The sequence below is a fragment of the Terrimonas sp. genome, from assembly GCF_003075435.1.
Classification (GTDB): Bacteria; Bacteroidota; Bacteroidia; order Chitinophagales; family Chitinophagaceae; genus Agriterribacter.
This window is the reverse complement of the sequence record NZ_QCZJ01000002.1, coordinates 153,782-167,973: the sequence shown is the minus strand read 5'-3', so window position 1 is coordinate 167,973 and position 14,192 is coordinate 153,782. Positions and strand designations below refer to the sequence as shown.

Here is a 14,192-nt window from a genome sequence, read left to right as displayed (position 1 = left end):
GATTCGATACTGGTGACCAATCATTTACTGGTCATGCTACACAAAACTATTTTTTCAACGGCAAGATTTTTTACACAATCTTGCTTAATCATTATCTTATCTTGTACATATTATACATTCATCTATCTTATTTTGTACTATTATTATCCTATTTTGTTATATCAAAACACAATAAGGATAACTATGCTTAATTTTCCTATATTCAAACCATGAAACCGCATTATAAACCCATCCCCTCAGAATCCAAACTGTTTAAAGTAGAATTCCAGAAAACAAGCCAGGAATTTTATTATCCCTGGCATTATCATGCCGAGCTTGAGCTTACATTTATTTTAAGCGGACAGGGCGTCAGGTATGTGGGTAATTCCATTGAAAATTTTTATGAAGATGAACTGGTTTTACTTGGTTCTAACCTGCCGCATACATGGAACACCACCATAGACCAGAACCAGCCTGTAACCGCGATAGTGATATACCTTAAAGAAGATTTTTTTGATAAGAACTGGCTGGGGAGCATTGAGTTTGAAAGCATCCGGAACCTGTCTGTATTGATGAATAAGGGAATAAAGGTGAGCAAAGAAGTGGCATTGGCGCTAAAGCCGAAATTTTTTGAGATGCTGAGCGCATCGCCGTTTGAAAAGCTGATGATATTGCTGCAGGTGCTTGAATATCTGTCACACAACCATGAGCACAGATTTTTATGCGAGCAGGAGTTTACATGCGATATAGATGATACCGACAAAACAAGGATCAATAGTGTATATGATTATATCCAGAAAAATTACCAGCGGCAGATATCGCTTGCAGATGTTGCTTCAAAACTAAATATGAGCGAAGAATATTTTTCAAGGTACTTCAGCAAAACAATGAAAAAACCATTCTTCGAATTTTTGAATGAATATAAGATCAACAGGGCCTGTAAACTACTGATTGAAACAGATAAGCAGATCAGCGAAATATGCTATGCATCCGGGTTTGAGAGTATCCCATTTTTTTACAGGCAGTTTAAAAAATTCAAGGATTGTCAGCCTAAAACCTACCGCATGAACTTTCAGAAGATCTCGTTGCTGCAGCCGGCATAAGACGGGCACTGAAAATTATATATACCCTCAGCTGAAACGCTGTGAGCAATAAAGAGCTTGAAGCATTACCAAACGATGTAAAATCCCTGTTTAAGGCAATGCCGGTAACATAGGATAAACCGAAGGTATTATTTGCAAGCCAGTCAAAGTAATTGTACTTTCACGACCAAAGGATTCACTATCCTGTATTGTTGGGATAAATGACACCAATGATCAAATACCTGTTAAATGAAAGCTTAAAAATATTGCGGAGACTACCCATCTTTTAAAATGATTACGAGGGAAATGATGCATTGATGGAATATACTACAAAAACCTGTTCTATAGCTGCAGCTTCTGACTGGTCTTCTGCTATAACGCCTAAAGTTAGATTCATTATTCAATTGATAAATAATTAAAGAATATAGTAAATACTATGAAAGAGGCTTTTATTTTCTTTGCCGGTTTACTTATGGTATCGGGCTTTGCCTGCAAAAGCAGCCGCGCAGTTTCAAACATTTCCTCATTACCGGTAATGAGGATAGATCCGGGACCGGATAACCCCCGTAATAGTGAAGGCGATTTTATTACATTAAAGGACGGGCGCATAGTTTTGATTTATAGCCGGTATTTTGGCGAGTCAGGCGACGATCATGCTACAGCGAAACTCACCCGTCGCGAATCAAAGGATGGCGGTAAAACCTGGAGTACTGATGACAAAGTGGTAGTAGAAAAAGAAGGGACCATGAACGTGATGTCTGTTTCTTTACTCCGGTTACAGAACGGAAAGATAGCCTTGTTTTACCTGCGTAAAAATTCTCAATCAGATTGTATTCCCATGATGCGTTTATCGGACGATGAAGCTGCTACATGGACTGATCCCATCCCCTGCATTACCGATAAAAAGGGATATTTTGTACTTAACAACGACCGGGTGATTCAATTGCAGAACGGAAGACTGGTAATGGCAGTAGCGCTGCATCAAACACCGGAAGAAAACAAATGGCATAACAATGCCACGCTCTTCAGTTATTACTCAGACGACAATGGTGTAACCTGGCATTCAGGTGCAGCTGTTGCAAATCCAGGCAATGTGGTATTCCAGGAACCGGGAGTGGCAGAATTGAAGAACGGGGATCTTATGATGATTATCCGGGCTGGAGCAGGTGTGCAATATAAAACCTACTCAAAAGATAAAGGTGAAAGCTGGAGCGCCTGCGTACCCACTACTATCCAGTCTCCTTTATCGCCAGCCACTATACAGCGTATTCCATCAACAGGTGATTTAGTAATGGCCTGGAATAATAATGGCGCCAATAATCCGCCGATGAAAGGCAAACGAACTCCGTTCTCCCTGGCCATTTCAAAAGACGATGGCAATACCTGGCAACACATCAGGGATATTGAAACCGATCCCGATGGCTGGTATTGTTACACAGCCATGCATTTTAATAAGAAAAACATTTTACTGGGCTACTGTGCAGGCAGCCAGGTAAAAAAAACACACCTGAGTGTACTGGCTGTAAGGCAATTCCCGATCAAACAACTCTACAAATAATGTATTAATCCCGGCAGCAGCAGGTTAATTACAGGGTCTTTCTGTCATCTCAAAAATAGTAAGTGAACATAATATCCAACCCGCAGATAATAGCTTTTATGACCTGTTCGGGAAGTGATTAAAAAAAATATGCGCCTGTTTAGAAAATGTTATTGGGTCAATGCTATTTCATTAACTATGTCTTTATTTGAGTTCGGTTAAACCAGTTATACCGTTTTGAGTTCTTCGTAGTTATTATGTTTGATGTATTATTTCTTCTCATTGCCTCATACCGGGTGATTGCACCTGTTTAACATCACCATACTCCTTGCTCACCAGTAATATAATAATTAGGGCTTGCTGTTTAATTCCATTTTGGTGATATTCTGATAAAGATCATTGTATATTCATGCTTTGGTTATTAAATTGCTCCAAGGGTTTTGAATCAAATTTTTCAAAAACCATGCAGCTGTTTCGCCATAATTAAATTTTACGAATCCTTTTGCCTCCACAGCCGGCGGGCTGCGTAACCGGAACGCCGCATCTTTTTGTCTTTTGAAAAAATATGCTTCGCATTTTTTCAATTTCGCCTTCGGCGAAACCATACAAAAAGAGGCGGCTAACCCGGTTACTGGTAAAAACTTAAAAAAATAAATGCCGGGAGTTAAACAGCAAGCCCTATTTAGCAGAACTGGCTATGGCAGATCTCCCCGCGACACCCTGCGCCAGTGATATCATTAACCATTGGTTTGCATCCATTAACAATGCTTAACTAAAAATAAAATGTTCTGGCACGAACTTGGATTTTTACTGTCAGGATTATTCTTTAACAAATAAATTCTAACACAATGAAAAAGATAATAGTTTTTGCAGCAGCTACTTTATTAGCCATTACAGGTATACAGGCACAACAGGAAACAGCAGTGAGGAAAGATATCAAAGAACTAAAAAAAGAAAAAAAAGCCGATGAAAAACAATTACGAAAATTAGAAGGTAATGATGTAAGCGTACAATCAAAAACACAATTTAACATCGACTTTGGTAATATCCCTAATGTGAAATGGAAAAGAAACGGCTATTTTGACGAAGCAGTTTTCACACAGCACGGTGTAACTAAAAAAGCATTTTACGATTTTAACAGCCAGCTTGTCGGCACTGTAATGCCCAGGCAGTTCTCTGATTTACCAGCCTCAGCTCAAAAGCATATAACTACAAAATATAGCGACTACAAAATTGACAGGGTGATCATGTACGATGACAATGAATTCAATGATATGGACATGTATTTATATGGCATTCAGTTTAATGACGAAGACAATTATTTTGTTGAATTGAGTAAAGCAGATGCCAGGCTCATACTCATGGTAAAAATGGATGGAGATGTTTCCTATTTTAAAGAAATGAAAAACTAGGAAGTCCTCATTGGAATTTTGATATATATAAAACCGTTCCTGTGGAAATACAGCAAAAGTCTCCAATCTGTATCGGAGATTTTTGCTGTATAATACTGGCGCTGGTCTGGTAGCGAAGGTTAAGGAGCTAAGCCAGACCAATGCTGCAGCGTTACTTATTTTACATTCGTAATAAGTGTAGGTTTATCGAAGTTACATTTGCCTTCTGCCTGTTTATGGATTCAGATCACGCAACGGGTCTTACGGTAAATGTCATATACGCGAAGACTTTAAATGCACCCGATAGCTACTTAAAAATATCATTGCTCATATACCCGGCATTTGTATAAGGCCGCAAATAAACGGTATCCTTATTCATATTGTTCATCCAAAGCTCATTATCATCCAATTCTTCAGGAGGATATTGAGATACATTACAACGCATAGCTTCCCTCGCAATCCTGTTTTCCTCTTCGCTGCACCATATACGCACAGGAAGGTATTTTTTCTCTACCGGTTTATAATGCCGGTGATAATTGATCTGGGGTTCAGACTTATAGGGCGGCTCATCCCGCCAGTGTTCTGTGGGGATAGCAGTATAAAACAATTTTCCGAACCCTACTGATTGTCCTGCCTGGTATATTTCGGTAACCACCGCGCCTACCATCCTGTGGTCAGGATGCCCTGAACCACCTTCAGCACCCCAGGTAATAACGATATCCGGTTTATAGATGGCAAAAACACTGTCCAATCTTTTCCTCAAAACCGACAATGCATTGCCGTTAGTTAATTTACCATCTCCTAATCCCAGCATAACAGGCGGATGTATACCCAATGTTTTACAGGTACATTCCGTTTCCCTTGCCCTCACATGTGCAAGCGAATCTCCTGCCGGTATCTTAGCGTGTTCGCGAATACCCATATCTCCATTGGTAGCGATGGTTAAATACACCTTATGCCCCTGTGAAGCAAGCTTGGTGAGCAAAGGACTCACATCAATCTCATCATCCGGGTGTGCAAATACTGCCATCACTGTTTTGGGCGCAACGGTATTACCTGTTGTAGTTTCCGGAGACGATTGTTGTTCGTTACCGCAGCTAAAAAGTAAAAGGCAACCTGCATACAGTAAATAATTTTTCATTTGTTTACATTTATATCCATACCTGGAATTTTTTCACGCTACAAACCCTGCCTGTAAAAGCTTCCCTGCCCGAAGTTAAACGCATGTCTCCATCAACGGTTAACTCATTTGGATAAAGTAGTAACTTATCTTGTCCTGTAACCGGGTTTTTAATTGCTATTTGTCCCCCCTTTTCCTGTACTGTTTGGTACAAAATAAGATAATGAACAGGTGAAATAGATGAAAAATCAATTTTGTATAAGCCGTAGATTTCTCTTGAATATTTATTACTGTTTTTTTAGGCAGGAGGAACTTCCATAAAATTTTTCATTCATCCTTTGTGTATTTTATGAATAGAAAATTTCATGTACGTTTGATATTATGGAATTGCGTGTATTCTTCTACATAACGGTTATTACCGCCCTGGCCGGCACTCATTGTGTCTCTTCTGAAAACAGCGATACCGCCGGGTCTTCCGCTATAACCGTAAGCAGCGATTTTGATTCGGGCAGCATAGATACCTTATGGGAATCAAAACCGGACTTTCTCACCGGTTGGCCCAGGCACCGGAAACAAAAGAGCAGCAGCGATGATCAGTACTATTGGTTCTATTTTAAGCTCAGCAACGTAGCCGGCAAAAACATTACGATACAACTGGATAGCCTGGCTGGCATTTACAGGGGAGGTCCCCACCTGATTTACACAGCAGGCACACAGCCTGTGTATTCCTATGATCAAAAAAACTGGCAGCGGATACATGATGTACAATACAATGCGAAGCAACATTCGCTTACATTCCGTAATGTCTTTACTGAAGATACGGTATGGATAGCTTATGCTCATCCATTCTCTTATACACAAGGACTGGAGCTGATCCATTCGGTTGAAGGAAACCAGTTCTTAACCATTGAAACCCTGGGTAAAACCCCGGAACAAAGGGATATTCATTTATTAACCGTTACTGATACTACCGTACCGGATGCCGGGAAAAAAATAGTATTTATCACAACATTGCAACATGCCGGTGAATACTGCGGCGGATACGTGGTAGAAGGGCTTCTTCGCTTCCTGCTGTCGGATGATGAAAAGGCCGCTATGGCAAGAAAAACCACGGTATATAAGATCATTCCTATGATGAACCCCGATGGTATTTTTCATGGCATTACAAGATTCAATGGTGACCTTGAAGACCTGAACCAGGAATGGGACGATGATTTTACCGATATGCTTCATTTACCTGTGGAACCTGAAGTTGCCTGCGTAAAAAAATGGATACGCGAATGGAAAAGCACAGGAAAAAGCATTGACCTTGCACTTGATATCCATAGCCAGGGACAGGAAGGTTCAATGAACCTGCTGCATACCCCTGAAGGTATGTTGGATGATCTTACACCGCATCTTGATAAATACTGGCCGGTAAAATATATTCCCATGGAATTTTCAGGATCACTGAACGATTGCCTGGTAAAGGAGTTTTATATTCCTTCCGGTACTTTTGAAATTCCGCAATCAAAAATTAGAGAGGAAGCATATCTTACTACAGACGATTACTATACCTATGGAAAAGGCATTGCTTTGGGAATTACAGATTATTTTTTACAAGGCAGTGGGCGCTGGAAACAATAAGAGTGTCCTTTAGATAATCAACACAATGGTATACTGCGAATAGCTATTGGTGATAGAGTATATTCCAAACGGTGCTGATATCTCCTGGCGTACAGGCATAAGCTAACACTAAGATAAAGCGATATTATTTTAGCTAATATCCGTTCTCCCCGCCTACCACAGAGTCAAGCTAACACACATGGCTCGGAGTCGATACTCCGCGGAGAAACGCCTGAAGCTCTGTGAGTGAAAAAAAGGTGGCTGAGAAGAAACGCTTGAAAAGCTGTGAGGAAAAGGGGCGCACCGCTGCGGTGAATCAAAAAGCGCTTACATTGCAATGCTTCTTCTTTATTTTAATAATTTGTTTAAGCGATGCGTGCTAAATATTCCATAATTTTTTTTGTTGTAGTAGTTACAGCCATCTCATTTTATCCAGGCAAACGTATTTCAGCACAGCAAATCCTGCCACCTTTGAAAGAGGTTTTCAAAAAAGACTTTCTTATCGGTACTGCGCTGAACAGCATGCAGATTTATGAAAAGGATGCAGGGCCGGTAAAGCTCATCCCGCAGCAGTTTAATGCTGTTACAGCAGAAAATGTAATGAAAGCCGCCGAGATCCATCCCCAATGGAATGTGTACCAATTTGAAATGGCAGACAAATTGATGGATTATGCTGCACGTTACCGTATGAAAGTAAACGGTCATACACTGGTGTGGCATAGTCAATTGCCGGTTTTTGTACAACACATGAAAGATGCGGATTCTGTAATGCGTTTTTTTGTGGATCATATCAATACGGTTGTGGGTCGTTATAAGGGCAGGATATACTCCTGGGATGTTGTAAACGAAGCGTTGGAGGAAGACGGAACTTTGCGTCGCTCCATTTTTCTGGAAACCCTTGGTGAAGATTATATTGTAAATGCCTTCAGGTTGGCCCAAAAGGCAGACCCTAAAGCAAAATTGTATTATAATGATTATAATATAGAGCAACCGCTGAAAAGAGCCGGCGTTATTGCCCTGGTTAAAAAAATACAGGCTGCCGGAGTACGTATTGATGGGATTGGCATCCAGGGACACTGGCGGTATGATGCCGTTCCTCTACAATATATTGAAGAGAGCATCCGGGCTTTTTCTTCCCTGGGGTTGGAAACGATGATTACCGAACTGGATCTTAGTGTGCTGCCCGGCCCATGGGAGAGTAATGAAGCAGATATCAATAAAACTGCCCGGTGGAATGAGCGCATGAATCCCTGGCCGGATGCCTTACCAGACACGGTTGCTCAAATTCAGGCAAAAGCCTATGCAAGCCTTTTTATCCTGCTGCTGAAATACAACCAACAGGTGAGTCGTATAACGTTTTGGGGTGTTAATGATGGACAATCATGGTTGAACGATTGGCCCATTAAGGGAAGAACCAATTATCCATTGTTGTTCGACAGGATTTTTTTGCCGAAGCATGCTTTTTATAGTGTGATTGAAACCAGGCGTAAATGATTGTTGCAGGGTATATTCAAATAGTAAATGATGATTACACTATGGCTATATTACCTGGTACTCCGTGGAGTCTTAACGCTGAGCTTTGTATAAGCCGGACTCTTACGGAGAAGCACGTAAAATGTTGTGAGGAAAGAAAAAATATTTTTTATTTGGTCTTTTATGCAGTTCATGTTGGTTGTAGCATTGGTCAGCTGTGTGTCGTATCGATATAGTAAGTTTTCAAAATTGTTTTTAACTCGGCAATAACTTCCGCTTTTGCATTTTCAGTCAGTTTTGCTTCGTGGACTTTATTATTCCAATACAAATGTTGAAACACTTCACAAAAACAAAGAATGTTTGCAAATGGTTTTCTTTCTGTGTAAAGTCCTTTGTGAATTTTAATTTTGTGACTGCTTACTTCTTCCGTCCAATCCATGTAATTAACCTCAAACATGAGTAAGTCTTGAGAACCTAAAATTTCATATTCTTTTGTCCATTGAGATAATCTATTAAAATTATTAACATCCAATTCTGACAATCCTATATCGCAACGCTGCTTGTATTTGTAATATTGGATAAAGTCATATAAATGATTGTAAGTCCAATAAAAGGCATTGTCAAATGGTGGAAATCCTTTTGCTCTTAACCTTTGATATTCTTCTCTGTTTTCAATAAGCCATTCTTTTATATCTGATAATTTCAAGTCAAACATTGAGCAATATTATAGTTGTTTCATTTTAGTTTCAATAGCTGTCTTTCATTGGGGGGTCAAAACTTTCATTGATTTTGCGTACAAAATTTTAAATTTGTCGCCGGACTGAGGCTTTGCGGAGAATAAAATACTTATTGTTCTACTCATGAAACAAAGAGATAGTTTTCTTCATTATTAAAAATTGGCGTCGTACTAAAAGCTATGCCTAACCAACGATTTTCCCTGTAGGATTCTTTATCATTTTTTGCATCTGTCAAATAAACAAAATTGGTTTCATTGCATTACGTGTGCTCTCTGCCTGCTGCAGTATTCAGCCTGCACATATAGCTCCGGGGCTGAGACTTGCTAAGAACCAAAATTAATTGGTATTTTTAGCGCTGCGCTTATCATTTAATCATTAATATAAAAAGAAAATTAACCACAAAGATGTCAGCTGTTTCCCGTTCTCTGTTTTTAGTATTATTCATTTCCTTTATTCATCAATGCAGTATTGCACAAACCAGTACCAAAGCTCCCCCGGGTGATTCCAACAAAAGTTTTGTTCTTAATAACAACGACCGGGTAGTATTTCTTGGAAATTCTTTTTTTGAAAACGATTTACAATATGGCTACATGGAAACTGCATTGACTGAAAGATGGCCTGACAAAAACATTACGTACAGGAATATTGGCTGGACAGGCGATATGGTTAGAGGCGAAGCGCGGGGAACTTTTACCAACCCTCCTACCCCTTACCAAACCTTGATAGAAAATATTAAAAGAACAAAACCGACTGTAGTTTTTATTGCATACGGCGGATTGGAAGCCATGCAGGGCGAGGCCGGACTTCAACATTTTGCTGAAGGGCTTAACCAGTTGATTGATACCATCGACGCATTGAATGCCCGGTCTGTTTTGATTTCACCCATTCCTTTAATGTTAGCTGATGCTACCGGCGACATTATAAAACGCAATGCTTTGCTTGAACTGTATTCAAAAAAAACAGGGGAAATAGCGGCGTCGCGGAATAAATATTTTATTGATGTCTTCAACCCTGTTAATAAAATACGCAACACTACTACTATTACAGATAATGGTATTCACCTTAATGAAAGAGGATACTATCTTCTTGCCGCTGTAATAGAAGATGCTTTGAGCTTGCCCAAACGTAATCAGCCCATCCATATCAGTGTGACTAAAAATGATATTCAGATTGCGGAATCTGCAAGCATTATTGAAAAAGGAAATAACAATGAAGCCTTCAGTTTTGTAGTGAATGATCAACTGCTGCCTTTGCCCGCACCTTCTAAAAGCCCGGCGGATGCAGCGAATACTCAAATCATACAAATAACCGGCTTAAGAAAGGGATACTATACTCTTACTAATAATGATGTACCGGTTGTTACTGCATCAGACAAACAGTGGGGAGAGGGTGTGCATATCAGTAACGGTATTGTGTTTGACCAGGCAGAACAATTAAGAGACCTGATCATTCAAAAAAATGAAGTGTTCTTTCAGCAGTATCGCCCAATGAATACTACTTATATTATCGGGTTCAGATCTTATGAGCAGGGCCGCCACCTGAAAGGTTTGGAAGACATGAATATTATCATTAAATGGCTTGAAGGCCAGATAGCGCAAAAGCAATTATTGAAACCCATTACATACAAGCTTACCAGATTAAATTAATACAGTACGCATTTACTGATTGCAGACTATAGTGTTTAAAAGAAACATACAAATGAAAACAATTCCTTTTTATAAGCATAAGTATTTTATTCTTTCCGCAGTTTTGTTTATCATCGTTGTTACAACTTCTCTTGTAAAACGTGGCTATTATAAAGAAAATCCTGGTCCTGATCCGGAAAAAGAACTGGCTTCTTTTCATGTGGCAGACGGGTACGAGATCAGCCTGTTTGCAACAGATCCTATGGTAGTGAAACCGATTCAGATGAATTGGGATGCTGAAGGCAGGCTATGGATCGTATCCAGCACAGCTTACCCCCACACCAAAACAGGTGAGACTGCCAACGATAAAATTTTCGTTCTTGAAGATACAGATGGCGATGGTAAAGCTGACAAGTCAACCATTTTTGCAGAAGGATTGCAAACACCCACCGGTATTTTGCCTGGTGATGGCGGAGTATATGTAGCCAATGCTACAGAAATACTTTTTTTGAAAGATACGGATGGTGATGGTAAAGCAGATGAAAGGAAGCGAATATTAAATGGCTTCGGCACAGCGGATACCCACCATTTGATTCATACTTTTCGCTGGGGCCCCGAAGGACAGTTTTATTTTAATCAATCCATCTATATCTACAGCAGTATTGAAACACCTGCTGGTTTAAAAAAGCTTGATGGCGGCGGCGTTTGGCAGTTAGATCCTGCCACGCTTGACCTCAATATTTATGCTAAAGGATTGATTAATCCCTGGGGACTTCAGTTTAACCGCTGGGGTCAGTCACTATTAACAGACGGAGCAGGATCAGACGGTATCAACTATGCTTTTGATGGCGCCACTTTTGTTACTTCGCCTGGTGCAGAAAGAATCGTACGCGGGCTGAATCCGGGACAACCTAAGTTCAGCGGATTGGATATTGTATCCGGGCGTCATTTGCCGGAATCTGTAAACGGTGATTTACTTACCAACGATTTCCGGGCTAACAGGATCAGCCGTTTTAAACTGGAGGAACAAGGCAGTGGATTTATATCGAAGCAGGCGGAAGATCTGCTTTGGAGTGACAATGTTGCTTTCAGACCGGTTGACATTTCCATTGGTCCTGATGGCGCTATTTATGTGGCAGACTGGTACAACCCGATTATTCAACATGGCGAAGTTGATTTTTTTGATCCCCGTAGAGACCAGGAGCATGGCCGCATCTGGCGCATTGTTGCAAAAAACAGGCCACTGGTGCAAAAACCTCAACTTACAAAAGCCAGTGTTAATGATCTGCTCGATGCCCTGAAACAACCGGAAGATTGGACCCGCTCACAGGCAAAGCAGGTTTTAAAAGCTAAAGATGCGGCAGCAGTAGTGCCGGCATTAGAAAATTGGGTTGCTCAACTCGACAAAAGCGATGCGGAATATGAACACCATCTTTTGGAAGCATTGTGGACTTACCAGACTTTAAATGTAATAAACGAACCACTATTACTGCAATTGCTGAGTGCGAAGCAACACGGCGCAAGGGCGGCAGCATTAAGAACACTCAGAGCGTGGAATGATAAAATTCCTCAAACAGATACACTCTTAACCAAGGCTGTGGCTGATGAGCATCCTGTTGTGCGGCTGGAAGCTGTAATAACATTAAGAAAACTGCAAACGGCTGAAGCAGCACGCCTGGCATTAACGGTGCTGGATAAACCTATGGATGAATTTCTGGATTATGCATTATGGCAAACGGTGCGTGAACTGGAACAGCAATGGCTGCCTCGTGTAAAAGCAGATCAGCATTTCCTGGGAGACGATCTGAAAACCGTATTTGCCTTAAAATCGTTGAATAATCCTTATGCCATCTCTGCATTGATTTCATTTTACGAGCAAAAAAAACTGCCTGAAAAATATAAAAAAGAGGTATTGACTGCTTTTGCCAAATGGGCATCACCGCAGGACTTGGACCGTATATTGAACCTGGCGGCTAACAATACCAACCATGATGAACTTGCCGGGCAGCTCGCCGTACTCCAAAATGCATCCCGCGACAGAAAAATTATGCCTGCGCAAGAGTTAGAAAGAATCATTCATTTAATTGGTCACGAGGATCCATCCATTGCGTTAACTGCTATAGATTTATCCGGATACTGGCAGTTAGAAAAAGCAAAAACTACCTTATCAGGGCTTACACAAACCGGCAACAATGATATTAAAAAAGCGGCATTAGGCGCACTGGTTAATATAAATCCTGAAAGCGCTCAACAATTACTGGTGCAGCTAACCGGTCCAAAAAATTCCAATGAACTGCGCACGCTTGCAGCTGCCCGGCTTGTTGCAGTAAATCTGCCGGAAGCAGCAAAAATATCGGTTGACCTTTTACAAAAATTACCCGGCAATGCAGATATTAATTCCCTGGTACAGGCATTTATAACCAACAAAGATGGCATTGCTGTATTGGCACAGGAACTAAGTAATAAAAAAATATCTCCGGCCATTGCTGCATCAGCAAGAAAAACCTTAGAGCAAAAAGTACCGGGAAACAGGCAACAGGCAAAAGATGTAGTACAACTCAAACAATTGCTGGAAACATCCGCAGGGAAACTTCCTGTTGAATTGATGCCGCAACAATTAAACGCCCAGCAAATTAGTGAGCTTAAAAACCAGGTACTCGCCACTGCAAATCCTGAAGCAGGAGAAATTGTTTTTCGTAAAACTGCCTGTATGTCTTGCCACGCTATTGGTGGTGCAGGCGGACTGATAGGACCTGATCTCAGCAGCCTGGGTACCAGCTCCCCGGTGGAAACGATTATAAAGTCTGTAATATATCCTAACCAGTCTATTAAAGAAGGATATGAATTACACCGCGTGTTGAAGAAAGACAAAACCGATGTATTGGGCTATATAGTCGCGAATGGTAATACTGAAGTAGTTGTTCGGGATATGGCAGGAAAAGAAGTTGCTATACCCAGGAGCCAGGTAACAAACCTGGAAAAAATTCCCGGATCATTGATGGCACCGGGGCTAACAGCAAGGCTTACACGAAAAGAGTTTGTAGACCTGATAGGATACCTTACAAAACTTGGCGAGACAGGAAAATTCCGCGTGCCTACAGCAAGAAACGTACGGTACTGGGAAGCGGTTAGTGCGAATAGCGAGATTAATAAAAAGGTACAGCAGGCCGGAGTAGCTTCAATAATTTCAGCGGATAAAAAAATAAGCACTACACCTGTATATAGTAAAGTGTCGGGAGATTTACCTATCGGGGAACTTCCCCTGATTGACGGCGGCTCAAACAAAAGATACAGTGCCGTTACCTTTAAAATAGATGTGCTGAGTAATGGTAATGTAGCCTTGGGTCTGAACTCTACTGCAGGTTTAACCGCCTGGAAGGGAAATAAACAACTTACCATCGGAGAGAAAGAGGTACTGATGGATGTTACGCCAGGTGTTTACCAGATCAGCTTTATAATAGACCGGACCGTGAGAAAAGATGGCGCCCTGAACATTGTATTAAAAGATGCTGCAACTAATGCGGCACAAACAAAATTGGTGAGGTAACCATAATCATTGTTTTATGTGTGGATTTTTTTTGAACCTTACTGGCACAACTCTCCTGACCTGTGCCTCAAAATTACTTCTCTTGCCTTATTTTTA

9 protein-coding genes are annotated in these 14,192 nt (G+C 40.8%); 7 read left to right on the top strand and 2 right to left on the bottom strand.

The features are described from left to right. The first annotated feature begins 209 nt into the window (after window positions 1-209). The 3 genes from DC498_RS03375 to DC498_RS03360 all read left to right on the top strand — a co-directional run bounded on the left by DC498_RS03375 (window position 210) and on the right by DC498_RS03360 (window position 4,010). Window positions 210-1,082 (top strand): AraC family transcriptional regulator, encoded by an 873-nt coding sequence (locus tag DC498_RS03375; RefSeq protein ID WP_116872722.1) that lies wholly within the window; start codon window positions 210-212, stop codon window positions 1,080-1,082. 415 nt (window positions 1,083-1,497) lie between these two features. Next, window positions 1,498-2,619: a sialidase family protein gene (locus DC498_RS03370; RefSeq protein ID WP_240627838.1), complete on the top strand. Its 1,122-nt coding sequence runs from the start codon at window positions 1,498-1,500 to the stop codon at window positions 2,617-2,619. Window positions 2,620-3,446: 827 nt separating this feature from the next. Continuing rightward, window positions 3,447-4,010, top strand: coding sequence for a hypothetical protein (locus DC498_RS03360; RefSeq protein WP_116872720.1), 564 nt, complete (start codon window positions 3,447-3,449; stop codon window positions 4,008-4,010). A 286-nt stretch (window positions 4,011-4,296) separates the two neighbouring features. On the opposite strand, the gene DC498_RS03355 is transcribed toward DC498_RS03360, so the two are convergent. Then, window positions 4,297-5,130, bottom strand: a complete 834-nt coding sequence (locus DC498_RS03355) for a PIG-L deacetylase family protein (protein WP_116872719.1) — start codon at window positions 5,128-5,130, stop codon at window positions 4,297-4,299. A gap of 360 nt (window positions 5,131-5,490) precedes the next feature. On the opposite strand from DC498_RS03355, the gene DC498_RS03345 reads away from it, so the two are divergent. Both DC498_RS03345 and DC498_RS03340 read left to right on the top strand, forming a co-directional pair. Further along, window positions 5,491-6,735: a M14-type cytosolic carboxypeptidase gene (locus tag DC498_RS03345; protein ID WP_116872717.1), complete on the top strand. Its 1,245-nt coding sequence runs from the start codon at window positions 5,491-5,493 to the stop codon at window positions 6,733-6,735. A 351-nt stretch (window positions 6,736-7,086) separates the two neighbouring features. Further along, window positions 7,087-8,208: an endo-1,4-beta-xylanase gene (locus tag DC498_RS03340; protein WP_116872716.1), complete on the top strand. Its 1,122-nt coding sequence runs from the start codon at window positions 7,087-7,089 to the stop codon at window positions 8,206-8,208. A gap of 190 nt (window positions 8,209-8,398) precedes the next feature. Here the strand turns inward: DC498_RS03340 and DC498_RS03335 are convergent, their stop codons facing one another. Then, window positions 8,399-8,902, bottom strand: a complete 504-nt coding sequence (locus tag DC498_RS03335; protein WP_116872715.1) for a hypothetical protein — start codon at window positions 8,900-8,902, stop codon at window positions 8,399-8,401. 426 nt (window positions 8,903-9,328) lie between these two features. Between DC498_RS03335 and DC498_RS03330 the strand changes: the two genes are divergently transcribed. Together DC498_RS03330 and DC498_RS03325 are read left to right on the top strand one after the other, a co-directional pair. After that, window positions 9,329-10,570: a GDSL-type esterase/lipase family protein gene (locus DC498_RS03330; protein ID WP_116872714.1), complete on the top strand. Its 1,242-nt coding sequence runs from the start codon at window positions 9,329-9,331 to the stop codon at window positions 10,568-10,570. Window positions 10,571-10,622: 52 nt separating this feature from the next. Next, a complete protein-coding gene (locus DC498_RS03325) occupies window positions 10,623-14,096 on the top strand; it encodes a PVC-type heme-binding CxxCH protein (RefSeq protein ID WP_116872713.1) in 3,474 nt (1,157 codons plus the stop codon). Window positions 14,097-14,192: the final 96 nt, after the last annotated feature.

Bases quoted from the DNA above. Each gene is read 5' to 3' on its own strand.
- DC498_RS03375 (WP_116872722.1), top strand. From the start codon at position 210: ATGAAACCGCATTATAAACCCATCCCCTCAGAATCCAAACTGTTTAAA.
- DC498_RS03370 (WP_240627838.1), top strand. From the start codon at position 1,498: ATGAAAGAGGCTTTTATTTTCTTTGCCGGTTTACTTATGGTATCGGGC.
- DC498_RS03360 (WP_116872720.1), top strand. From the start codon at position 3,447: ATGAAAAAGATAATAGTTTTTGCAGCAGCTACTTTATTAGCCATTACA.
- DC498_RS03355 (WP_116872719.1), bottom strand. From the start codon at position 5,130: ATGAAAAATTATTTACTGTATGCAGGTTGCCTTTTACTTTTTAGCTGC.
- DC498_RS03345 (WP_116872717.1), top strand. From the start codon at position 5,491: ATGGAATTGCGTGTATTCTTCTACATAACGGTTATTACCGCCCTGGCC.
- DC498_RS03340 (WP_116872716.1), top strand. From the start codon at position 7,087: ATGCGTGCTAAATATTCCATAATTTTTTTTGTTGTAGTAGTTACAGCC.
- DC498_RS03335 (WP_116872715.1), bottom strand. From the start codon at position 8,902: ATGTTTGACTTGAAATTATCAGATATAAAAGAATGGCTTATTGAAAAC.
- DC498_RS03330 (WP_116872714.1), top strand. From the start codon at position 9,329: ATGTCAGCTGTTTCCCGTTCTCTGTTTTTAGTATTATTCATTTCCTTT.
- DC498_RS03325 (WP_116872713.1), top strand. From the start codon at position 10,623: ATGAAAACAATTCCTTTTTATAAGCATAAGTATTTTATTCTTTCCGCA.